This is a genomic window from Candidatus Pantoea soli (genome assembly GCF_007833795.1).
In the GTDB taxonomy this organism is placed as follows: domain Bacteria; phylum Pseudomonadota; class Gammaproteobacteria; order Enterobacterales; family Enterobacteriaceae; genus Pantoea; species Pantoea soli.
Genome location: NZ_CP032702.1, coordinates 731,859 through 754,537, shown reverse-complemented (window position 1 = coordinate 754,537; position 22,679 = coordinate 731,859). Strand labels below are relative to the sequence as shown.

The following is a 22,679-nucleotide window of genomic DNA, read 5'->3' as shown; positions in this document are numbered from 1 at the left end:
CTTTGCTTCAGATTCACAGCACAAGAAGACAGGCCCGTCGTTTATGTCGCACGTTCATTGCCGTGCGTTAGTCCTTACGTTGCTGTAAACGACGCAGGGAGCGTTCACGACGGCTCTGCTCCCGACTTCTGTCCAGCAAGATTTCCTCAATGAACGCCAGGTGACGATGGGAGGCCTCGCGTGCTTGTTCCGGCTCACGAGCCACAATCGCCTCAAAGATACTGGCGCGGTGACCGCTCACTTTCGCCAGCATTTCGCGGCGAGCGTAGAGCAATTCGAAATTCTGACGGACGTTTTTTTCCAGCATAGGGCCCATAGAGCGTAGCAAATGCAAAAGCACCACATTATGGGCGGCTTCTGTGACAGCGATCTGATACTTCATCACCGCATCGGCTTCGGCATCCAGATCGCCGCTGTCCTGCGCCTGCTGGATGGCAACGTGGCAATCCCGGATGCGCTGCAGGTCTTCATCGGTGCCGCGCAGCGCCGCATAATATGCCGCGACGCCCTCAAGCGCATGGCGGGTTTCCAGCAGATCAAACTGCGATTCCGGATGTTCCGCCAGCAGGCCCACCAGCGGATCGCTCAGACTTTGCCACAGATTTTTCTGCACAAAAGTGCCGCCACCCTGACGGCGCAGCAGCAGACCTTTGGCTTCCAGACTCTGAATCGCTTCGCGCAATGATGGACGTGAGACATCAAACTGTTTGGCCAGTTCGCGTTCGGGGAGCAGTTTTTCGCCCGGCTGAAGTGTCCCTTCCATAATCAGGGATTCCAGCTGCTGCTCAATCGCATCGGAGAGCTTGGGCTGGCGAATTTTACTATAAGCCATCTTCCCTTCTTATGAGCCAAACGTCCGGAGTAAATTGGTAATACCAATTGAAAAATGGTGCCGGTAAAGTAACAAAGTATTCACCTTGTGTCCAGATGTCCCCCGCCCGGCCCGCAGGCGGGGTATTTCAAAGGCTGCGCATGCTGCCCGCGCGCTGGCGCGGCAGCCGCCGTCAGCGGCAATTGTTAACAAATTTCACTTTTACCAAACCTTACACGACGTTAGCCCGTCAGCGGACCGTCATCCATAAGGGAAAGCTATTCGTGCTGCGCAGCCGTTCATGGCAGAAATAAACCTGTGGGTGTGCAGCGGATGCTGCTGGTTTTTCAGCCGTCTCTCAGCACAAAAAGCAAAAGCAGGTGCAAAGCGTCGCGCTTATCACTATTCTGGTCGGCGTGGTAGTCGGCGCCTGCACACAGCACGCCAGACACCGTAAAGAAAAGCGTACAACGCCTGCACAGCCTGACTGCGCGTGTACGGCGGGCGCACAATAACAACATCATGAGGTTTGTATGGAACAACAGCATGGCGAAACGCTGCATCGCGGCCTGAAGAATCGCCATATTCAGCTGATTGCGCTGGGCGGTGCGGTGGGAACCGGCCTGTTTCTGGGCAGCGCATCGGTGATTAAATCGGCGGGGCCGGCGGTCATTCTTGGCTATGCCATTGCCGGTTTCATTGCTTTCCTGATTATGCGTCAGCTCGGTGAAATGGTCGTTGAAGAGCCGGTTGCCGGTAGCTTCAGCCACTTCGCCTATAAATACTGGGGCAATTTTGCCGGCTTTGCCTCCGGCTGGAACTACTGGGTACTATATGTCCTGGTGGCAATGGCGGAGCTGACCGCCGTCGGAAAATATATCCAGTTCTGGTGGCCGGATTTCCCGACCTGGGCCACAGCGGCGATTTTCTTTGTCGTGATCAACGCCATCAACCTGACCAACGTCAAGGTTTTCGGGGAGATGGAATTCTGGTTCGCGATCATCAAAGTGGTGGCGGTTATCGGCATGATCCTGTTTGGCGGCTGGCTGCTGTTCAGCGGTAACGGCGGCCCGCAGGCCTCGGTCAGCAACCTGTGGCGTGAAGGCGGTTTCCTGCCGCACGGCATGAGCGGGCTGGTGATGATGATGGCAATCATCATGTTTTCGTTTGGCGGGCTGGAGCTGGTGGGCATCACCGCGGCAGAGGCCGACAATCCGCAGGAAAGTATCCCTAAAGCCACCAATCAGGTGCTGTGGCGTATTCTGATTTTCTATATTGGCTCCCTTGCGGTCCTGCTTTCGCTGCTGCCGTGGACGCGCGTGACCGAAGACACCAGCCCGTTTGTGCTGATCTTCCACGAGCTGGGCGATGCGCTGGTCGCCAACGCGCTGAACGTGGTGATTCTGACGGCGGCACTGTCGGTCTACAACAGTTGCGTTTACTGCAACAGCCGTATGCTGTTTGGTCTGGCGCAGCAGGGCAACGCACCAAAGGCGCTGCTGAAAGTGGATCGCCGCGGCGTGCCGGTGGCCACCATTCTGGTTTCGGCCGTCGCCACGGCGCTGTGCGTGCTGATCAACTACCTTATGCCGGGCGAAGCCTTTGGACTGCTGATGTCGCTGGTGGTCTCTGCGCTGGTGATCAACTGGGCGATGATCAGCCTGGCGCACATGAAGTTCCGCCGCAAAAAGGACCAGCAGGGCGTGACGACTCGCTTCAAGGCGGTGCTTTATCCACTGGGTAACTGGATCTGCCTGCTGTTCATGGTGGCGGTGCTGGTCATCATGGCGATGACGCCGGGTATGGCCATCTCTGTCTGGCTGATTCCGGTCTGGCTGGTGGTACTGGCCATCGGCTACACCATTAAGAATAAAGTACAGAAAGCCTGATGTATGACGGCCCGGACAGAGTGCGCCGGGCCGCTCTCCTGATCGTCCTCACACTTTTCTCCCTCCGCCCGTTTTGTCCATCTACCTGACCAAATATCACCCATCAGGCATTTGATTTTAAGCAGATAATTTTGGCTCCACCTGTCGCAGGAGACGACTATGAAAGGAGCAGCCCTCTCGTTCAGAGAAAAACTGGGGTACGGCATGGGCGATGCCGGATGCAACATGATTGGCGGTGCCATCATGTTATTCCTTAACTATTTCTACACTGATGTGTTTGGTCTTGCGCCGGCGCTGGTCGGGACGCTGCTGCTCTCGGTGCGCGTGCTGGATGCGGTCACGGATCCGATAATGGGCGCGGTGGCCGATCGCACGCAAAGCCGCTGGGGGCGCTTTCGTCCCTGGCTGCTGTGGGTCTCGGTGCCCTATGTCCTGTTCAGCGTGCTGATGTTCACCACCCCGGACTGGACCTACCACAACAAAGTCATCTGGGCATTTGTCACGTACTTTCTGATGTCGCTGACTTACACCGCCATCAATATTCCCTACTGCTCGCTGGGCGGCGTCATTACTAACGATCCCGGTGAGCGCGTCTCCTGTCAGTCCTACCGCTTTGTCATGGTGGGCGTGGCGACGCTGATCCTGTCGCTGTCCCTGCTGCCGCTGGCGGAGTGGTTTGGTGGCGAGAATAAAGCCCGCGGCTATCAGATGGCGATGAGCGTGCTGGCGCTGATTGGGCTGGCAATGTTCCTGTTCTGCTTTGCCACCGTACGCGAGCGCATTCGGCCGGCGGTGCCGACCAATGATGATTTAAAGAAAGATTTGCGGGACGTCTGGAAGAACGATCAGTGGGTGCGCATTCTGCTGCTGACGTTCTGTAACGTCTGTCCCGGTTTTATCCGCATGGCAGCCACCATGTACTACGTCACCTGGGTGATGGGCCAGTCGACCCATTTCGCCACGCTATTTATCAGCCTGGGCGTGACTGGCATGATGTTCGGCAGCACGCTGGCGAAAATCCTCACCGATCGCTGGTGCAAGCTGAAAGTGTTTTTCTGGACCAACATCGCCCTGGCGCTGTTCTCCTGCGGCTTCTACTGGATTGATCCGCACGCTACCGTGGCGGTGGTCATCGCCTACTTCCTGCTGAACATCCTGCATCAGATTCCCTCGCCGCTGCACTGGTCACTGATGGCCGACGTGGATGATTACGGTGAGTGGAAAACCGGCAAACGCATTACCGGTATGAGTTTCTCAGGCAATCTGTTTTTCCTCAAAGTCGGCCTGGCGGTAGCGGGGGCGATGGTCGGCTTTCTGCTGTCGATCTATGGCTACGATGCGGGCGCGAAGCAGCAATCTGCCAGCGCCATCAACGGCATCATGCTGCTGTTTACCGTGATTCCCGGCGTGGGCTACCTGATCACCGCTGGCGTGGTGCGTCTGCTGAAAGTGGATCGCCGCTTAATGCGCACGATTCAGGCTGACCTGGCGCTGCGCCGCGCCAATTTCCGCGATCTGTCTGCCCCTGCGGCGACCGCCACTATTCAACCCGGAGAGATAAAATGAGCTGGCCCAACCCCTTTATTACCCAACGTGCCGATCCGTTCATTTTGCGTCATGACAACGGCTACTATTTTATCGCGTCGGTCCCGGAGTATGACCGGCTGGAAATACGCTACGCCACAACGCTCAACGGGCTGCCGGCGGCACCGGCGGTAACGGTCTGGCGTAAGCCGGAAAGCGGCCCCTGCAGCGCGCTGATCTGGGCACCGGAACTGCACCATATCAACGGCCAGTGGGTCATTTATTTCGCGGCGGCGCCGACCCGCGCAATCAAAGACGGCCTGTTTCAGCACCGCATGTACGCGCTGGTATGCGAAGATGCCGATCCGCTGCGCGGCCACTGGCAGCCGTGCCGCCGCGTCTATTCCCATCTCGACAGCTTTTCACTCGACGCCACGCACTTCGTGCATCAGGGCAGGAACTGGTATCTGTGGGCACAGAAAGATCCGGCCATTCCAGGGAACTCCAATCTTTATCTGGCGGAGTTACTCAACCCGTGGACGCTGAAAAATAACCCGGTGATGCTGAGTCGTCCGGAGTATGAATGGGAGTGCGCCGGGTTCAGCGTCAACGAGGGGCCGGCGGTTATCCGCCACGGGGATCGGTTATTTGTCACCTACTCCGCAAGTGCGACCGATGAGAATTACTGTCTGGGTATATTAAGCATTGATGCGCAGGCCGACCCGATGGACAGCAGCGCATGGCAAAAATCCGCACGACCGGTGTTCAGCAGCAGCTGGGATAACCATCAGTACGGGCCGGGCCACAACAGTTTTACCCAGGATGAGCAGGGAGAGGATGTGCTGGTCTACCACGCACGTAACTATACCGAAATAGAGGGCGACCCGCTGTGGGATCCGAATCGCCATACCCGCCTGAAACACTTTGCCTGGCGGAAAGACGGCACCCCGGATTTCGGCGTGCCGCCGGCCGATCACACCAGCGTACCGTAGATGGTCAGCAGGGCCACTACCACCACCAGCACCAGAGAGATACGTTTTGCCAGCGCCACGGCCACCCGTGGCGTTTCCACTTTGTCCAGATGCGGATCGCGCTCCAGCGAGAACTGCGCCAGACTGGTCAGCACCTGATACTGCGGGCGGTGCAGATCGCCCAGTGAAGCAAACCAGGCAGGCAGAGCGCGTTCACCGTGTCCCAGCAAGGCATACGCCACGCCGGCCAGCCGCACCGGAATCCAGTCCAGCACATGCAGCACGCGATCCACGCCGCTATGCGAGCGCTCCAGCGGCGAACGGTGTTTCGCCAGCCAGCTTTGCCACGCCCGCAGAAAAGCATAGCCTGCCAGCAGCACCGGTCCGTAAGGCCCGCCCGCCACAAACCAGAACATCGGTGCGAGATAAAAACGGAAGTTAATCCAGATCAGCGCATTTTGCAGCTCACGTAAAAACACCCGTTCGCTGCACGCCACCGGCACGCCGTGAATCAGCGTCAGTTCGGCGGCCATCGCCTGATGCGCCGCTTCATCGTCGTGACTGGCGGCTTTCAGGTACTGATGATAGTGTCGCCGCACCGAGCCCGCGCCGATACAGAGCAGCCCCATCACAATCCAGAACAGCAGCTGCGCCGCACCGAACAGGATGCCTTTCAGGCTCCAGACCACCAGCCACACCAGCAGCATGGTCAGCAGCGTCATCAGCAGCGTACGCCACAGCGAAAAGCGCTGGCGACCGCGAAACAGCGGCTCCAGCCGGTGATCCAGCTGCCAGTGCTCACCCAGTTTGAAAAGGCGTTCCCAGCCTAAAACCAATAACAAGCTAAACAACGTCATATAAGCTCCTGCTTTTCAGGGATTCTCCTGCTTAATGGAATCTCTATAGCGCTTCCAGTCAAACGCCGGCCCCGGGTCGGTTTTCCGCTCCGGCGCGATATCGCTGTGGCCGGTAATGCGTTCCGGCGTCAGGGGGTAATGCTGCATCAGCAGTGCGGTCACCTGGCGCAGCGTGGCGTATTGCGCATCGGTGTAGGCCAGAGTATCGGTGCCTTCCAGCTCAATGCCCATTGAGAAATCGTTGCAGTTTTCCCGGCCCGCAAACTGCGATACGCCGGCGTGCCAGGCGCGCTGATCGAATGACACATACTGCACCAGCTCACCGTCACGACGAATCAGGCAATGCGCCGCCACGCGCAGATGCGCGATGGCAGCAAAATAGGGATGGGCATCGGCCGGCAGCGTGCCGGTAAACAGGCGATCGATCCACGGGCCGCCGAACTCGCCCGGCGGCAGGCTGATGTTATGAATAATCAGCAGCGACGGCTTCTCGTTGTCCGGCCGCTGATTAAAGTGCGGCGACGGAACCTTACGCGCGCTGCTGATCCAGCCGTGTTCCAGTTTCATAAATCTCACCCTGAACAAAATCTGGCTGAGAATACCACGAATAAGCCTGCCTGCTTGTGCGTTAATGCGGACAACGGCAGGAAGTTCAGGATACTAAACATTTTATCCTTTACGGCTGGCAACGCCGACTGAATCAGGCTAAGGTGAGCGCACTGTAATCTGTCTGCTGGAGTCTCTCTTTATGGCATCGCGCCGTTACGATCCCGACCATCGTCGTCAGACCTTACTGCAGCGTATTGAACTGGATATCCCGCAAGCCGTGACCCGCGCGCTGCAGGAGGATTTAGGCGGCGCTATTGAGGCAGATAACGACATCACCGCCCTGCTGCTGCCGGCCGATCAACAGGCCGAAGCGCGAGTAATTACCCGTGAAGCCGGTGTTTTCTGTGGTAAACGCTGGGTGGAGGAAGTGTTTATTCAGCTGGGCAATAATGTCACGCTGACCTGGCATGTTGAGGATGGTCAGAAGCTGGTCGCGGATCAGCTTCTGTTTACGCTAAAAGGCCCGGCGCGCCTGCTGCTGACCGCCGAGCGCACGGCATTAAACTTTGTACAAACCCTCTCGGGTGTGGCGACGGAAGTCAGCCGCTATGTGGCCCTGCTGGCCGGCAGCGAGACGCAGCTGCTGGATACACGCAAAACCTTGCCCGGCCTGCGCACTGCGTTGAAATATGCCGTGCTATGCGGAGGCGGCAGCAATCATCGTCTGGGCCTCTCGGATGCCTTCCTGATAAAAGAGAATCACATCATTGCCAGCGGCTCCGTGCGTCACGCCGTGGAAAAAGCGCAGTGGCTGCACCCGGACGTTCCCGTCGAGGTCGAAGTGGAAACGCTGGAGGAGCTGCAGCTGGCCATTGATGCCGGTGCAGACATTATCATGCTGGACAATTTCAGCCTGCCAATGATGCAGCAGGCGGTCGCGCTCACCGCTAAACGCGCCTTACTGGAAGTGTCCGGCAATGTGACGGAAGCAACGCTGCCGCAGATTGCGCAGACCGGCGTGGATTACGTATCCGTGGGCGCGCTGACCAAACACGTGCGAGCGCTGGATCTGTCGATGCGCTTTTGTACCCTCTGAACCGGGTGAAAGACGACAGCGTTGCGGGCTGGCTTCCATAACGCTGTTCTCTGCCGTGCAACACGACGAAAAGTTTGCATCACGTTTCCGGTAATACGCCTGTCGCGCTTTCGTTCACGCCCTGCCTTTTCTACCGTAGCGGCTCCACAACAAGGAGCCTCACTATGGACAGACAACGTGGTTTTACCCTGATCGAACTGATGATTGTCATCGGTATCGTCGCCATCCTCAGTGCGATTGGCCTGCCCGCCTATCAACATTATCTGCAACGCGCGGCCCTCACCGACATGCTGCAAACCATGGTGCCCTATAAAACCGCCGTTGAACTGTGCGCTATTGAACGTGGCGGCCCGGCCCAGTGTCAGGCTGGCGAACGGGGTATTCCGCAGGCGAAAGGGTCACGTTATGTAGCTACGCTCAGCGTGGTCAACGGTGTCATCACGCTGACGGGTCAGGAGAGCCTTACCGGACTGACGGTGGAGATGTTGCCAGTCTGGAATACAGCCGACGGTACAATCAGCTGGCAACGCAGTTGCACCAGCGCCAGCGAGGCGCTGCGCGACAGCTGCCTTGAGCAGTTCCGCTTTGCGGATAAGGATGCCCGCCATGGATAAGCCGGACCCGACGCTGCAGGCGCTGTGCGCCCGCTATCAGGCGGTGATCCTGCAGCACGATGCAACGCGGCTGCGCGTGGCGGTCGCGGAAACGCCGGATGCGCATCTGCTGGAAGCCCTGCAGTTTGCCAGCCAGTGTGCCGTTGACATCGAATGCTGGCCCGCTGCGCGACTGGAGCAGCTGCTGCATCAGCCGGAAACCGTCAGTTCCGTGCGCGAGCAGCTCAGCAGTGAATCCGCCATTCATGCCGTAGATCAGATTTTAAAGCAGGCTATTCAGCGCCGTGCTTCAGATGTGCATTTTGAGCCGCAGCGCCAGGGCTTGCGGGTGCGGCTGCGGATTGACGGGGTGCTGCACAAACTGCCGCAGCCGCCCGAAGCGCAGCCGGCTGCGGTGCTGGCCCGCCTGAAAATCCTTGGCGGGCTGGATATCGCTGAACGCCGGTTGCCGCAGGATGGGCAGTTCACGCTGGAGATCGACGGGAAACCGGCCGCGTTTCGCCTCTCTACCCTGCCGGTCAGCCAGGGCGAGAAAGCGGTAGTGCGGCTGCTGCAGAGTGAAAGCAGCGCCATCGCGCTGGATAAACTCGGTATGCCGCTGGCCCAGTTGCGGCTGCTGAAACAGGCGCTGGCTAAACCCCAGGGGCTGATCCTGGTCACCGGCCCGACCGGCAGCGGTAAAACCTTTACGCTGTACAGTGCGCTGAGCGCGCTCAACGTGCCGGAGAAGAATGTCTGCAGCGTGGAAGATCCGGTGGAAATACCGCTGGACGGCATCAGTCAGACGCAGATTCAGCCGCGCAGGGGGCTGGATTTCAATCGCGTACTGCGGGCGCTGCTGCGCCAGGACCCGGATGTGATCATGATTGGTGAAATCCGCGATGCTGAAACCGCCAGCATTGCGGTGCAAGCCGCGCAGACCGGCCATCTGGTGCTCTCTACGCTGCATACCAACTCCACGGCTGAGACCTTAACGCGCCTGCGCCAGATGGATATTCCCGGCTATCTGCTGGGGCCGGCGCTGCAGCTGGTGATTGCGCAAAGACTGGTGCGACGCCTGTGCATGCACTGCCGCCAGCCGGCGCAGGTGATCGCACACCTGCCGGCACAGCTGTGGCCGGGCACGCTGCAGACATGGCGCGCGCCAGGCTGCGATCACTGCTTCTCCGGCTATTACGGCCGGCTGGCGCTGTTTGAGATTTTACCGGTCACCAGCCGGCTGCAGAACGCTATCTCCGCCGGGATGCCGCTGGAGCATTTACTGACGCTGGCGGATGAGCAGGGGCTGAAAACGCTGCTTTCCGCCGGGCTGGAAGCGGTAAGCCGCGGCGACACCTCCTTTGAAGAGATGCAGCGCGTAATAGGCTCGGGCGATGGCTAACCTCTACCATTTCCAGTGGCAGGCGCTGGATACTCTGGGCGTGCTGCAACAGGGCGAATCGCTGACCACCAGCCAGCAGGCGTTGCTGATGCACCTTTCCGATCGCGGCATGCTGCCGGTAAGCTGGCAGCGCGGCAGGTGCTGGCGCACACGCGACTGGACATGGCAGCAAAAGATTGACCTGATGCGCCAGCTTGCCACCCTGCTGAAAGCGGGCCTGCCGCTGGCCGAGAGCCTGACGCTGCTGGCGGAGGGGCATCCGCATGCCGGATGGCGGGTGCTGCTGCGGGGCTTGCAGCAGCGCGTGCTTGCAGGTGAACCCTTTTCACAGGTACTGAGCGCCTGGCCGCAGATTTTTCCGCCGCTGTTTCCGGCGCTGATGCAGGTCGGTGAGCTGACCGGACAGCTGGATGAGTGCTGTCGCCGGCTGGCGGAACAGCAGAACAAGCAGCAGCATCTGCGGCAGAAAGTGCTGAAGGCGCTGCGCTATCCCCTGTTTATTCTGCTGGTGGCGCTGGCTGTCAGCGCAGGCATGCTGCTGTTTGTCTTGCCAGAATTCGTCGCGGTGTATGCCAGCTTCGATGCGCCACTGCCAGCCTTCACCGCAGGCGTGATAGCGCTTTCGGGTTGGCTGCAACGGGCTGCGCTGCCGATCGGGGTAACAGGCGCTACGCTGGCGTTGATAGCCCGGGAAATGTGGCGGCGTTCAGCCCGCTGGCAGATGCGCATACAGCTGGCCCTGCTAAAAATCCCGCTGTTATCACCGCTGTGGCGCGGCGGCCAGCTCAGCCAGATTTATGCCATCCTGCAGCTGACACAGCAGGCGGGCCTGACGCTGCTGCAAAGCCTGCAGGCGGTGGAAGTCACCCTGCCTTCGCGGCTATGGCGTGAGGCCATCGTGCAACTGCAGCAGCACATTGCAGCCGGCGCACCGCTGCATCAGGGGCTGGATCAGCATCAGCTGTTCACCCCGCTGTGCACGCAGTTGATCCGCGCCGGTGAAGAAGCCGGTGCGCTGGATATCATGCTGGCACGATTAGCCGAATGGCATGAAACGCAAACGCTGACGCGCGCCGATGCGCTGGCCGCGTCGCTGGAACCGTTAATGATGGTGGTGATTGGCGGCATTGTCGGTACGCTGGTGATTGCCATGTACCTGCCCGTGTTTGGGCTGGGCGAGGTGATTCGCTGACGGGCGCCTGCGCACGCCCGTCGGGCGTTTAACGATTGAAGACGCGGTTTTCCTGCTCGGCCACGCGAATGAAGGTGGTACGCTTGGTCAGCTCCTTCAGCCGCTCAGCACCGACATAAGTGCAGGCTGAACGCAGTCCGCCCAGGATATCCTTGATGGTTTCCCCGACGGGTCCGCGCAGCGGCAGGCGCACGGTTTTACCCTCGGCGGCCCGATACTGCGCCACGCCGCCCACATGGCGCTTCATGGCAGATTCTGAACTCATGCCGTAAAACAGCATGAACTGCTCGCCCTGCTCTTCCACAATCGTACCTTCACATTCATCGTGCGCGGCCAGCATCCCGCCCAGCATGACAAAATCCGCCCCGCCACCAAAGGCTTTGGCGATATCGCCGGGCACCGCACAGCCGCCATCGCTGACAATCTGGCCGCCGAGGCCGTGTGCCGCATCGGCACACTCAATCACCGCCGAGAGCTGCGGATAGCCGACACCGGTTTTCACACGCGTAGTACATACCGAGCCTGGCCCGATGCCGACTTTAACGATATCGGCGCCGGAGAGGATCAGTTCTTCGACCATCTCGCCGGTCACGACATTGCCGGCACAGATGGTTTTGTCCGGGAAACTCTCCCGCGCGCGCTGCAGAAACGCCACGAAGTGCTCGGAATAACCATTTGCCACATCAATGCAGATAAAGCGGAGCTGTGGCGCCAGCGCCAGGATGGCGCTCAACTTGCTGAAATCCGCCTCCGAAGTGCCGGTGGAAACCATGACGTAATTCAGTACGCTGGCCGGTACGCGCTGAATAAACGCCTGCCATTCGTCAACCGTATAGTGCTTATGCACGGCCGTCAGGATATGGAAGCCAGCCAGCGCTTCCGCCATGGTAAAGGTTCCCACGGTGTCCATATTGGCGGCAATGACCGGGACGCCAGACCAGTTCAGGCCGGAGTGGCGGAAAGTGAAGGTGCGTTCAAGCTCAACCTCTGAACGGCTTTTCAGCGTAGAGCGTTTTGGACGAATTAGTACATCTTTGAAACCCAGTTTCAGATCTTCTTCAATACGCATAGCAGGGTGTCCTGGTTAGTGACGACGAACCGCAGTTCGGGTAGCGCTCACGGCTCCAGTGTCGTTATCATACGCGCCATTCGTTCCGCGACAAGACTGCGAATTTTACTTTATTTAGGCTACAATCCGTTAAATTTAGCTGAGAAAATCCATTGTGATCGCGCGCTCATCCGCCAGTAACAGATGAGGGGGCGATGACACAAATATTGTGAGAACGCGATGCCTTTTACCGTTGCGCTTACCGGTGGCATTGGCAGTGGCAAAACCACCATTGCTAACGCTTTCGCCGCGCTGGGCGTGGATATTATTGACGCCGATGTGATTGCCCGCGAAGTGGTTCAACCCGGTTCACCGGCCTTACAGGCGATAGCCAGGCGTCACGGCGAATCGATACTGACCGCTGAAGGCACCCTGTATCGCGCCCGGCTGCGCGAAATCATCTTCCGCCAGCCCCAGGAAAAAAACTGGCTGAATCAGTTACTGCACCCGCTCATTAATGCCCGTACTCAGCAGCTGAAAGCGCTGGCAACGTCACCCTATGTTTTGTGGGTCGTGCCACTCCTGGTGGAAAATGGCTTACAGCATCAGGCCGATCGCGTCCTGGTGGTGGATGTTGACGAAGACACCCAGCTGGCGCGAACCCGGCAGCGCGACGGTGTCTCTCTCAGCCAGGCCAGAAGTATTCTTGCCGCCCAGGCCAGTCGTCAGCAGCGTCTTGCCTGTGCGGATGACATTATTGATAACAGCGGTACACCAGAACAGGTACTACCGCGCGTTGCTGAACTTCACCAGCGCTATTTGCAACTGGCAGCAACCGGACGGGATTAACAACATGAGTACAGTGGTTCTGTTTGAACACCCCCTGAATGAAAAGATGCGCACCTGGCTGCGTGTTGAATACCTGCTGAATCAGCTACATGACACGGTGCCGGTTACCGGATCGGTGTCCGCGCTGGGTGTCTTTCGTATCATCAGTGATTTACTGGATATTTTTGAACGCGGCGATATGCGTACCGAGCTGCTGAAAGAGCTTGAACGGCAGCAGCAGAAGCTGCGTGCCTGGCTGGATGTCCCTGGCGTGGACGAAGAAACGGTTACGCTGCTGCGCGATCGCCTGAAACAGCAATCCGCAGCGCTGATGGCCGCGCCGCGTATGGGCCAGGCACTGCGGGACGATCGCCTGATTGCGCTGGTGCGTCAGCGCCTGAGTATTCCGGGCGGCTGCTGCAGCTTTGACCTGCCCGGCCTGCATATCTGGCTGCATCAGGCACAATCCCTGCGTGACCAGCAGGTAAATGGCTGGCTGGCTTCGCTGCAGCCGCTGCGCAACAGCCTGACGATGATCCTTGATCTGATTCGTCAGTCCGGCGTATTTCGTCATCAAACCAGCCTGAACGGTTTTTACCAGGATAATGCCGAGGGCGCAGACCTGCTGCGGCTGCAGCTGACGCTGGAAGATGCGCTCTATCCGCAGATATCGGGGCACAAAAGCCGCTATGCGATTCGGTTTCTGCCACTTGATAGTGAGCGGGGAGATGTCCCCGCCCGACTCAATTTTGAACTGGCCTGTTGTTAGAGGATGTTATGCAGGAAGAGATGATTACCGTTCCCTGTCCCAACTGCGGTAAAGATGTAATGTGGGATGAACTGAGCCCGTGGCGCCCCTTCTGCAGCAAGCGCTGCCAGCTGATTGATCTGGGTGAATGGGCTGCTGAAGAGAAGCGTATTCCCAGCAGCGGTGACCAGACGGACAGCGATGACTGGAGCGAAGAGCAACCGTAACAATAAAGGGGCCCACGGCCCCTTTTGTTAAAGTTCGTCCGCCACCAGGCGGGCGATCAAGGCATGGTTGGCGGGCGGAAATTCGTCCGCAATCAGATCGCGCTGCGCGACCCAGCGCTGCGGCTGCCCTTCACGTCCATAGGGTTCGCCCTGCCATCCTTCCACCAGAAAAAAGTGCAGCGTCACACGCAAATCGTCGTAACTGTGGTCAGCCTGGCCGATCGCTGTTGCCGCCGTCACCTCAATGCCGGTTTCTTCCATCAGTTCACGCTTCAGCGCCTGCTCTGCGGTTTCATCCTGTTCAATTTTTCCGCCCGGGAACTCCCATTTGTTAGCCATATAGGAGCTTGCCGCGCGCCGGGCAAGAAAGATCTGACGACTGGCATTGCGAATGATGCCCACCGCAACCTGCAGGTGTTTCATAAGCTGGATTCCGCTTTTAAATAAATGAAGGCTGATAGTAAAGCAGACGCGCACCGATGTTAACCACCCACCGCTGCAGCGCCCTTCTGCCGCTCAGTTCCGCCGGATTAAGACAGGTCGTAGTGATCGCGCCTGACGATGTTAGGAATACTCGCAATCACTTTACCCAGCCAGGCCCGATTACCTATGGAACTTAAAGCAACAACGTTTCTGGCGCACGACGCACAGCAACATATGCAGACCTTACGCCATCTGGTGTTTCATGACATTTTCACCCTCGACAGCGCACTCAATACCCTGACATGGTGGCCAGATCAGAAAGTCATCCCGCTTAACGAAGCACAAAAACGCTTTTTCTCCTGCCTGTTACTGCGCATTACCTCAAAACGGCAGATCATTGCTACCGTCTGGAATGAGAGTTATCCGGGCGTCAGCGATAACAATTATCATCAGTTGCTCTTTCAAAGCCGGGCGTTGCTGCGGCGTTATGGCCTGCCGGAAGGATTGATTGTGACGCTGCCTTATCATGGCGTCCGCCTGAATGAAGAGAAGCTGATGGCGCTGACGCGCTAAAGCGCAGCCTGGATCCGCAAAAAAAAAGGAGCCCGCAGGCTCCTTTTTGAGTATCAGGCCAGACGGCCGTGACACTGTTTATATTTTTTACCGGACCCACACGGGCACGGATCGTTACGTCCGACTTTGCGCTCACCGCCCTGCGCGGCCAGCGCCTCGGCAGCGGCGGTTTCGTCGTCGACGTGACTGAGCTGCTGCTGCTGCGCCAGACGCTCGGCTTCTTCACGACGCTGCTGCTCCATCGCTTCAACTTCTTCCGGCATGCGCACCTGCACTTTGCTTAGGGTGCTGATCACTTCATATTTGAGGGATTCCAGCATCGCAGCAAACATGGCAAAAGATTCACGCTTGTACTCCTGCTTCGGATCTTTCTGCGCGTAACCGCGCAGATGAATGCCCTGACGCAGGTAATCCATGGCTGCCAGATGCTCTTTCCACAGCGAATCCAGCGTCTGCAGCATCACGCCTTTTTCGAAGTTGCGCATCATTTCCGCGCCTACCACTTCTTCTTTGGCCGCGTAGCTTTCACGGGCGCGAGTCATAATACGCTCGCGCAGCGTCTCTTCATGCAAATCCGGCTCTTTATCCAGCCATTCAGCAATCGGCAGATCCAGATCAAAATCATTACGCAGGCGCTCTTCCAGGCCCGGCACGTCCCACATCTCCTCCAGCGACTGCGGCGGAATATAGGTATCGATGGTGGCCTTGAAGACATCCTCGCGGATGCTGTTGATGGTGTCCGAGACGTCGGAAACATCCAGCAGCTCATTGCGCTGGCTGTAAATCGCGCGACGCTGATCGTTGGCAACGTCATCGTACTCCAGCAGCTGCTTACGGATATCAAAGTTACGGCTTTCCACTTTGCGCTGCGCATTGGCAATGGCCTTGGTTACCCATGGATGCTCAATCGCTTCACCTGGCTTCATACCCAGTTTGCGCATCATGTTGGATACACGGTCAGAGGCAAAAATACGCATCAGCGCATCTTCCATCGACAGATAGAAACGGGAAGAACCCGCGTCGCCCTGACGACCGGCACGGCCGCGCAGCTGATTATCGATACGGCGGGATTCATGCCGCTCCGTGCCAATGATATGCAGGCCACCCGCGGCCAGTACGGCATCGTGGCGCTGCTTCCATGCTTCTTTAATGGCCTGAATTTGCTCTTCAGTCGGGTTCTCCAGCGCGGCGACTTCAGCCTGCCAGCTACCACCCAGCACGATATCAGTACCGCGACCTGCCATGTTGGTCGCGATGGTCACTGCACCCGGCTGACCGGCCTGAGCAACAATATCCGCCTCGCTGGCGTGGAACTTCGCGTTCAGGACGCTGTGTTTAATGCCGGCGCGCGTCAGTTCATTCGAGACCACTTCTGATTTTTCAATCGAGATGGTTCCCACCAGCACCGGCTGGCCTTTGGCGGTACAGGTACGAATATCCTCGATGATGGCATCGATTTTTTCTTTCTCGGTCATGTAGACCAGGTCAGCCATGTCTTTACGTACCATCGGGCGGTTAGTCGGGACCACGATGGTGTCGAGTTTATAGATGGAGCTGAACTCAAAGGCTTCGGTATCCGCCGTACCGGTCATACCGGCCAGCTTTTCGTAGATACGGAAGTAGTTCTGGAAGGTGATGGAAGCCAGCGTCTGGTTCTCATTCTGGATTTCCACACCCTCTTTGGCTTCGACCGCCTGATGCAGACCGTCTGACCAGCGACGTCCCTGCATGGTACGGCCGGTGTGTTCGTCGACGATAATCACTTCACCATCTTTCACGATGTAGTCAACATCGCGGGTAAAGAGCGCATGCGCGCGCAGGGCGGCAGTCACATGGTGCATCAGCATGATATTGGTAGGCGAGTAGAGGGATTCACCCTCTTCCATGATGCCCTGGCTGACCAGCAGCTCTTCCACTTTCACCAGACCGCGCTCGGTCATGTGGGCCTGACGCGCTTTTTCATCCACCCAGAAGTCACCTTCACCCTGGAAGGTGTCAGAGTCCTCTTTTTCCTGTCGGATCAGGTGCGGGATGATTTTGTTAACTTTGATATAGAGATCCGAACTGTCTTCTGCCGGACCGGAGATGATCAGCGGCGTACGCGCTTCGTCGATCAGGATGGAGTCCACCTCATCCACCAGCGCATAATGCAGTTTACGCTGCACGCGCTCTTCCGGGCTGAACGCCATGTTATCGCGCAGGTAGTCAAAGCCGTATTCGTTGTTGGTGCCGTAGGTGATATCCGCTGCGTAAGCCGCGCGCTTCGCCACCGCAGGCATGCCCGGCAGGTTAATGCCGACGGTCAGGCCAAGAAACTCAAACAGCGCACGGTTGTTCTCGGCGTCACGCTGTGCCAGATAGTCGTTGACGGTCACCACGTGCACACCTTTGCCGCTCAGCGCGTTCAGGTAAGCAGGCAGCGTGGCGGTCAGGGTTTTACCTTCACCGGTACGCATTTCGGCAATGCAGCGCTCGTTCAGCACCATGCCACCAATCAGCTGGACATCAAAGTGACGCATACCAAATACGCGCTTACTCGCTTCACGTACGGTGGCGAACGCTTCCGGAATCAGGCTTTCCAGCGTTTCACCTTTCTTCAGGCGCTCACGAAACTCATCGGTTTTCGCTTTCAGCGCATCGTCAGACAGCTTGACGAAGTCCGGTTCCATTTTATTGATGACATCGACAACTTTGCGCATGCGGCGCAGGGTACGATCGTTGCTGCTGCCAAACACTTTCGTTAACAATTTGATTAACATGATAAATTCTTCTCAATTCAGCCGTTATTAACGCACTGCAAATATATTCAGGTTGGGGAAAAGTGAGCGGTTAAGCAACGAAAGGTCCGGCGCGAATGCCGTGAATGGCAGCCTGGCAGGAAGCAGATGTGTGGATAACAGGCGTGTCACCCTGCTGGCCAGCGTGGCCCTGTGGCAAAGCCAGCGGCTGTGCCGGGGATGTCAGCAGCGCCTGCAGCGAATCAATCAGCGCCAGCTTTTGTGCGGCCAGCGGCAGCGCCTGTCCGGCCTGGGGTTCAGCGGCAGGCGCCATGCTGAATGACAAATGGCGAATGACGGTGCGGATAGCATGCTGATGCCAGTAATCGACACTGACGCCGGGCCGGCGCGCGCTTTCCTGCAGGCGGATCAGGTGATCGAAATGAACAATATTACCGACAAACAGGCTGCTGACTGGCGAATCATTGGTTGCGGACGACTCAGCACTTTGCGCGCAGGCAGGCAGGCCGAGACTGGCCGCCACCATCCCCAGCAGGAGATGAGGCCAGAAATAGCGTCTGCCTAATTGTCGCCAGCGCGAGAAAATCCCGATCACAACCCGTCCACAATCCAGTCAATTAAGTGATGACGCAACGACAGCGCACAACGCTACCCTGCTACTCCGAGCGCCAGATAATAGCACTTATGTGCGGTCCCGACACCAGTGTTTAAAGGGCTTACGGCGGATTTCACGTTTTTTTGTACAGGCTTTCACCAGTAGATAAAGGGATTTGCGAGGCGGCTTCTGATATGGCGGGCGGGCAATAAAAAAGCGGCGGGTTCACCTGACCGGAGAGAGTGTCAGGGAAGCCCGCCGCTTTGTTGCTGGCTGATTAAGCCAGCACTAAATTTGGTGCTTTGAAGGCCAGTGGCAGTTCAGCTTCGTCTTCGAAGGTTGCCCATTCCCAGGCTTCCTGTTTCGCCAGCACGGCTTGCAGCAACTTGTTGTTCAGCGCATGACCGGATTTAAACGCAGAGAAAGCGCCAATCACGTTGTGGCCACACATAAACAGGTCACCGATCGCGTCCAGCATTTTGTGACGAACGAACTCGTCCTCAAAGCGCAGACCGTCTTCGTTAAGTACGCGGAAATCATCAAGGCCAATCGCACAATCTAAACTACCGCCCAGGCACAGGCCTTTAGACTGCAGATATTCGATTTCACGCATAAAGCCAAAAGTGCGCGCACGGCTGATCTGACGTACAAAGGATTCAGCCGAGAAGTTGAGCTGGTAACGCTGCGAACTTGAGTCAATTGCCGGATGTTTGAAGTCGATGGTGAAGTCGAGTGAGAAACCGTTATACGGCTTGATCTCGGCCCACTTGTCACCGTCTTCGACCCGTACCGCCTGCTTCACGCGCACGAATTTCTTCGCGCTGTTCAGCTCTTCGACGCCTGCATCCATCAGCAGGTAGACGAAAGGCGCGGCACTGCCATCCATGATAGGGATTTCAGGCGCATCCACTTCAACGATGATGTTGTCGATGCCCAGTCCCGCCAATGCTGCGTTCAGGTGTTCAACCGTAGAAATACGCACGCCTTCATCATTCACCAGGCAGGTACTCAGCATGGTGTCGCGCACGTATTTTGCATCAGCCGGGAAATCAACCGGTGGATTCAAGTCAGTGCGACGATAGATGACCCCGGTGTTAGCCGACGCAGGGCGTAACGTCAGTGTGACTTTTTTGCCGGTATGCAAACCGACGCCAGTCGCCTGAACGATACGTTTTAATGTCCTTTGTTTGATCATCGCATTATCTCGCAATATTACCCATCCGACCGCCAGTATAAATTACCGGCGGGCGAATACTTTAGCACAAAGAGCGGAGATTCCCAATTCTCGGGATATTCTTAGTCAGCCTGTTTACGCAGGAAGGCTGGAATATCCAGATAATCTGGCTCTTTACCGGAGGCGGCTGGCTGGTCGTTCACCACTTTCGCCGCTGGCTTTTGCTCCTGCGGCAGCGGGGCCATACCGTGCTGCTGATAACGGTGATCCATTACTGGCTGGGTGGCCGGCTTGTTGGTCACCAGGGTAATTTCCGGACGCTTGTCCATGCCGATACCGGTAGCGACCACGGTCACGCGCAGTTCGTCGTTCATTTCCGGATCCAGCGACGTACCGATAACCACGGTCGCATTGTCAGAAGCAAAGGCACGAATGGTGTTACCCACGGTTTCGAACTCATCCAGACGCAGGTCAAAGCCCGCCGTGATGTTAACCAGCACGCCGCGTGCGCCAGAGAGGTCGATATCTTCCAGCAGCGGGCTGGAGATCGCCATTTCTGCCGCTTCTTCCGCGCGGTCTTCACCACATGCCACGCCGGAGCCCATCATCGCGTAGCCCATTTCTGACATCACGGTACGCACGTCCGCAAAGTCAACGTTCATCAGGCCCGGACGCGTAATCAGCTCGGCGATACCCTGCACCGCGCCTTTCAGTACGTCGTTCGCCGCGCCAAAAGCATCCAGCAGCGAGATACCGCGGCCCAGCACTTTCAGCAGCTTGTCGTTAGGAATCGTGATCAGCGAGTCAACGTGCTTGGACAGCTCGGCGATACCCTGCTCTGCGAACGCCATGCGCTTTTTGCCTTCAAAGTTGAAGGGCTTGGTCACCACAGCAACCGTCAGGATGCCCAGATCTTTCGCTACTTCAGCGACCACCGGTGCCGCACCGGTTCCGGTACCGCCACCCATGCCGGCTGCGATAAACACCATGTCTGCCCCGTCCAGCGCAGAACGCAGTGCTTCGCGATCTTCTTCCGCTGAGGTACGGCCAACTTCCGGGTTCGCACCCGCGCCGAGACCTTTGGTGATGTTGGTCCCGATCTGAATTGTCTGGCCGACCGCTGTTTTACGTAACGCCTGCGCGTCAGTATTCACAGCGAAGAATTCCACACCTTCGATACGCTCGCGTACCATGTGCTCCACGGCGTTGCCACCGCCACCGCCGACGCCGATGACTTTAATCACCGCGTCATTGGTTAATTCCATAGGTTCAAACATGATTTCTCTCCGTTATGTGCCTGTCGCCTGGAGATCATAAACATTGCCTGCATGATCTCCTTTTTTCAAAATTAAAACTCTTTCTTCAGCCAGCTATTGATGCGTTTAAACCAGTTGCCCACTGAAGCACGTTTTTCCGTTTCTGCATCACCGTTCATATGTGACTCTTTGCCGTAATGCAGTAATCCTACCGCCGTTGAGTAGTACGGCTCCTGCGCATAATCCGTCAGGCCAGTGATGTTCAGCGGCTGGCCGATGCGCACCTGCGTGTGAAACACGCGCTGGGCGCAGGCCGCCAGGCCTTCAATCTGCGCGGCACCACCGGTCAGCACGATACCGGCTGCCAGATGGTGCTTAACGCCCTGCTGACGCAGCTGCTCCTGCAGTTGCAGAATCTCGTCGTTAACCAGATTCAGCAGTTCGGTGTAGCGCGGTTCAATCACTTCAGCCAGCGTCTGACGCTGCAGGCTGCGTGGCGGACGTCCGCCCACGCTTGGCACTTCAACGTTCTCGTCTTTGCCTACAATAGACCCCAGCGCACAGCCGTGACGGACTTTAATGGCTTCCGCATCTGTCGGCGGTGTGCCAAAGGCGTAAGCGATATCGCTGGTCACCACGTTACCCGCATAAGGGATCACTTTGGTGTGACGCAGCGCACCGCCAGTATAAACCGCGATATCCATTGTACCGCCGCCGATGTCAACAACACAGACACCCAGCTCACGTTCATCCTCTGTCAGCACAGAAAAGCTGGATGCCAGTCCGGCAAAAATCAGTTGGTCAACTTTCAGGCCACAACGTTCAACGGCTTTGACGATATTTTTCGCCATATCGTTATGACAGGTGATTAAATGTACTTTCGCCTGCATGCGCACGCCGGAAAGTCCCACCGGATTTTTGATGCCTTCCTGATAATCGATGGCGTATTCCTGTGGAATCACATGCAGAATACGGTGTTCGTCACGCACGCGGACCGATTTCGCCGTATGCACCACGTTTTCCACATCATCCTGAGTGACTTCTTCTTCCGAAATCGGAACCATCCCGATTTCGTTCTGACAACTGATATGTTTGCCCGATAAAGCAAGGTACACCGACGAAATCTGGCAATCTGCCATCAGTTCCGCCTGGTCAATCGCGCGCTGCACACATTTTACGACCGATTCAAGGTCATTCACGCCGCCTTTATCCATGCCGCGTGACGGGCAGCTGCCGACCCCAATAATGTTGACCATGCCATCGGGCAGAATTTCCCCAACCAGGGCGGCGACCTTCGCAGTGCCGATTTCAAGTCCTACTACCAGTTTTCTGTCCGTTGCCTTGATCATTGTGGTTTAGCCTGTGCCTGGTTTTGTTGCTGATTACTGTTTTCTGGCTCAATTGGTAACGGTGCCCAGCCAACGGCAGCGCCTGAATCGTAGCGCAAATCCACATAGGTGATGCGCTGATGCTGATTCTGGCCCTGCTGCTGCAGCTCCGGATAGAGCTCAATAAAGCGGTTCAGACGCTTCATGGTGTCGCTGCGTCCCAGCTCGATGCGGACATCGTCACTGGTGACCAGCTGCCATGAGCGCCGCGCCGTCATCGACGCAACCTTCAGGGTAAACTTGCTGGCCTGCAGCACATCACTCATGGTGTGATAGCCCGCCAGCACCTCTTTTTCACTGCCTTCCGGCCCGTACAGCATCGGCAGTGTCTCTTTGCCCATGTGGCTGGCCGGCACGCTAAAGGAGACGCCATCCGCGTCAACCATGTGTGAGTCGTTCCAGCGTGCCACCGGAACAAACTCCACCAGGTTAATCTTCAGCTCGTCAGGCCACTGCTTTCGCACGCTGACCTGTTTAATCCACGGCAGTCGTTCAATCTGCTGCTGGATGATGTCCACGTTTTGCGACATGAACGTGCCCGGCGCACCCAGCGACAGGATCGCCTGCCGGATGTCGTCGTGCGTGGTGTAATGCGTTTCGCCCGTCACCACCAGCTTCGACAACGGCAGACGCGATGCATCGTTCATCCACTTCAGCACCACCAGGCCGCCCGCGACCATGGTGCCCAGCACCAGCAGCAGAAACACGATGCCAAACAGCCGTGCCCCGTTGCTCCGCCCGGAGCGCGCACGCTCCTGAGGCTCATTTTTTCTTACGCGCAGCGCCGCCTGAGACAT

22 protein-coding genes are annotated in these 22,679 nt (G+C 57.5%); 11 read left to right on the top strand and 11 right to left on the bottom strand.

What is annotated here, in order from left to right:
* Nucleotides 1-67: 67 nt before the first annotated feature.
* Complete coding sequence (gene pdhR / locus D8B20_RS03410) at nt 68-832, bottom strand: pyruvate dehydrogenase complex transcriptional repressor PdhR (RefSeq protein WP_145887125.1); 765 nt, start codon at nt 830-832, stop codon at nt 68-70.
* A 512-nt stretch (nt 833-1,344) separates the two neighbouring features.
* Here pdhR and aroP point away from each other — a divergent pair.
* From aroP to D8B20_RS03395, 3 genes are all read left to right on the top strand, one after another.
* Nucleotides 1,345-2,700, top strand: a complete 1,356-nt coding sequence (aroP, locus tag D8B20_RS03405; RefSeq protein WP_145887123.1) for an aromatic amino acid transporter AroP — start codon at nt 1,345-1,347, stop codon at nt 2,698-2,700.
* Between the two features lie 159 nt (nt 2,701-2,859).
* Nucleotides 2,860-4,266 (top strand): glycoside-pentoside-hexuronide (GPH):cation symporter, encoded by a 1,407-nt coding sequence (locus tag D8B20_RS03400; protein WP_145887121.1) that lies wholly within the window; start codon nt 2,860-2,862, stop codon nt 4,264-4,266.
* A complete protein-coding gene (locus tag D8B20_RS03395; protein ID WP_145887119.1) occupies nt 4,263-5,216 on the top strand; it encodes a glycoside hydrolase family 43 protein in 954 nt (317 codons plus the stop codon). Before D8B20_RS03400 ends, D8B20_RS03395 begins: the two co-directional genes overlap by 4 nt.
* Here D8B20_RS03395 and ampE read toward each other — a convergent pair.
* Together ampE and ampD are read right to left on the bottom strand one after the other, a co-directional pair.
* Nucleotides 5,198-6,052, bottom strand: a complete 855-nt coding sequence (ampE, locus tag D8B20_RS03390; protein ID WP_145887117.1) for a beta-lactamase regulator AmpE — start codon at nt 6,050-6,052, stop codon at nt 5,198-5,200. The genes D8B20_RS03395 and ampE overlap by 19 nt on opposite strands.
* 15 nt (nt 6,053-6,067) lie before the next feature.
* Nucleotides 6,068-6,619, bottom strand: a complete 552-nt coding sequence (ampD, locus tag D8B20_RS03385; RefSeq protein ID WP_145887114.1) for a 1,6-anhydro-N-acetylmuramyl-L-alanine amidase AmpD — start codon at nt 6,617-6,619, stop codon at nt 6,068-6,070.
* Nucleotides 6,620-6,800: 181 nt separating this feature from the next.
* Between ampD and nadC the strand changes: the two genes are divergently transcribed.
* From nadC to hofC, 4 genes are all read left to right on the top strand, one after another.
* A complete protein-coding gene (gene nadC / locus D8B20_RS03380) occupies nt 6,801-7,697 on the top strand; it encodes a carboxylating nicotinate-nucleotide diphosphorylase (RefSeq protein ID WP_145887112.1) in 897 nt (298 codons plus the stop codon).
* Nucleotides 7,698-7,861: 164 nt separating this feature from the next.
* Entirely contained in the window at nt 7,862-8,311 is a 450-nt protein-coding gene (gene ppdD, locus D8B20_RS03375; protein ID WP_145887110.1) for a prepilin peptidase-dependent pilin, read from the top strand.
* Nucleotides 8,304-9,692, top strand: coding sequence for a type II secretion system protein GspE (gene gspE / locus D8B20_RS03370; protein ID WP_145887108.1), 1,389 nt, complete (start codon nt 8,304-8,306; stop codon nt 9,690-9,692). The genes ppdD and gspE overlap by 8 nt, the downstream gene beginning before the upstream one ends.
* A complete protein-coding gene (gene hofC / locus D8B20_RS03365; RefSeq protein WP_145887106.1) occupies nt 9,685-10,884 on the top strand; it encodes a protein transport protein HofC in 1,200 nt (399 codons plus the stop codon). Before gspE ends, hofC begins: the two co-directional genes overlap by 8 nt.
* A 28-nt stretch (nt 10,885-10,912) precedes the next feature.
* On the opposite strand, the gene D8B20_RS03360 is transcribed toward hofC, so the two are convergent.
* On the bottom strand, nt 10,913-11,953 hold the full coding sequence (locus D8B20_RS03360; protein WP_145887104.1) for a GMP reductase: 1,041 nt from the start codon (nt 11,951-11,953) through the stop codon (nt 10,913-10,915).
* Nucleotides 11,954-12,172: 219 nt separating this feature from the next.
* On the opposite strand from D8B20_RS03360, the gene coaE reads away from it, so the two are divergent.
* The 3 genes from coaE to yacG are packed head-to-tail and all read left to right on the top strand — an operon-like array spanning nt 12,173 to nt 13,735.
* Nucleotides 12,173-12,781: a dephospho-CoA kinase gene (coaE, locus tag D8B20_RS03355; RefSeq protein WP_145887102.1), complete on the top strand. Its 609-nt coding sequence runs from the start codon at nt 12,173-12,175 to the stop codon at nt 12,779-12,781.
* A 4-nt stretch (nt 12,782-12,785) separates the two neighbouring features.
* Entirely contained in the window at nt 12,786-13,529 is a 744-nt protein-coding gene (gene zapD, locus D8B20_RS03350) for a cell division protein ZapD (protein WP_145887100.1), read from the top strand.
* Nucleotides 13,530-13,537: 8 nt separating this feature from the next.
* Nucleotides 13,538-13,735 carry a DNA gyrase inhibitor YacG gene (gene yacG, locus D8B20_RS03345; RefSeq protein ID WP_145887098.1) on the top strand — a complete coding sequence of 66 codons (198 nt, stop codon included), beginning with the start codon at nt 13,538-13,540 and terminating at the stop codon, nt 13,733-13,735.
* A 27-nt stretch (nt 13,736-13,762) separates the two neighbouring features.
* On the opposite strand, the gene mutT is transcribed toward yacG, so the two are convergent.
* The gene (gene mutT / locus D8B20_RS03340) at nt 13,763-14,158 is read right to left on the bottom strand and encodes an 8-oxo-dGTP diphosphatase MutT (protein ID WP_145887096.1); all 396 of its coding nucleotides are present in this window, start codon (nt 14,156-14,158) and stop codon (nt 13,763-13,765) included.
* Between the two features lie 186 nt (nt 14,159-14,344).
* Here mutT and D8B20_RS03335 point away from each other — a divergent pair, with 186 nt between their 5' ends.
* The gene (locus tag D8B20_RS03335; protein ID WP_145887094.1) at nt 14,345-14,731 is read left to right on the top strand and encodes a winged helix-turn-helix domain-containing protein; all 387 of its coding nucleotides are present in this window, start codon (nt 14,345-14,347) and stop codon (nt 14,729-14,731) included.
* Nucleotides 14,732-14,784: 53 nt separating this feature from the next.
* On the opposite strand, the gene secA is transcribed toward D8B20_RS03335, so the two are convergent.
* From secA to ftsQ, 6 genes are all read right to left on the bottom strand, one after another.
* Nucleotides 14,785-17,490: a preprotein translocase subunit SecA gene (secA, locus tag D8B20_RS03330; RefSeq protein ID WP_145887092.1), complete on the bottom strand. Its 2,706-nt coding sequence runs from the start codon at nt 17,488-17,490 to the stop codon at nt 14,785-14,787.
* Between the two features lie 70 nt (nt 17,491-17,560).
* On the bottom strand, nt 17,561-18,064 hold the full coding sequence (gene secM / locus D8B20_RS03325; RefSeq protein WP_222433868.1) for a secA translation cis-regulator SecM: 504 nt from the start codon (nt 18,062-18,064) through the stop codon (nt 17,561-17,563).
* A 277-nt stretch (nt 18,065-18,341) separates the two neighbouring features.
* Nucleotides 18,342-19,259 (bottom strand): UDP-3-O-acyl-N-acetylglucosamine deacetylase, encoded by a 918-nt coding sequence (lpxC, locus tag D8B20_RS03320; RefSeq protein ID WP_127833677.1) that lies wholly within the window; start codon nt 19,257-19,259, stop codon nt 18,342-18,344.
* 101 nt (nt 19,260-19,360) lie between these two features.
* Nucleotides 19,361-20,515 carry a cell division protein FtsZ gene (ftsZ, locus tag D8B20_RS03315; RefSeq protein WP_145887088.1) on the bottom strand — a complete coding sequence of 385 codons (1,155 nt, stop codon included), beginning with the start codon at nt 20,513-20,515 and terminating at the stop codon, nt 19,361-19,363.
* Nucleotides 20,516-20,586: 71 nt separating this feature from the next.
* On the bottom strand, nt 20,587-21,843 hold the full coding sequence (gene ftsA / locus D8B20_RS03310; protein ID WP_013507861.1) for a cell division protein FtsA: 1,257 nt from the start codon (nt 21,841-21,843) through the stop codon (nt 20,587-20,589).
* Nucleotides 21,840-22,679, bottom strand: coding sequence for a cell division protein FtsQ (gene ftsQ, locus D8B20_RS03305; RefSeq protein ID WP_145887086.1), 840 nt, complete (start codon nt 22,677-22,679; stop codon nt 21,840-21,842). Before ftsQ ends, ftsA begins: the two co-directional genes overlap by 4 nt.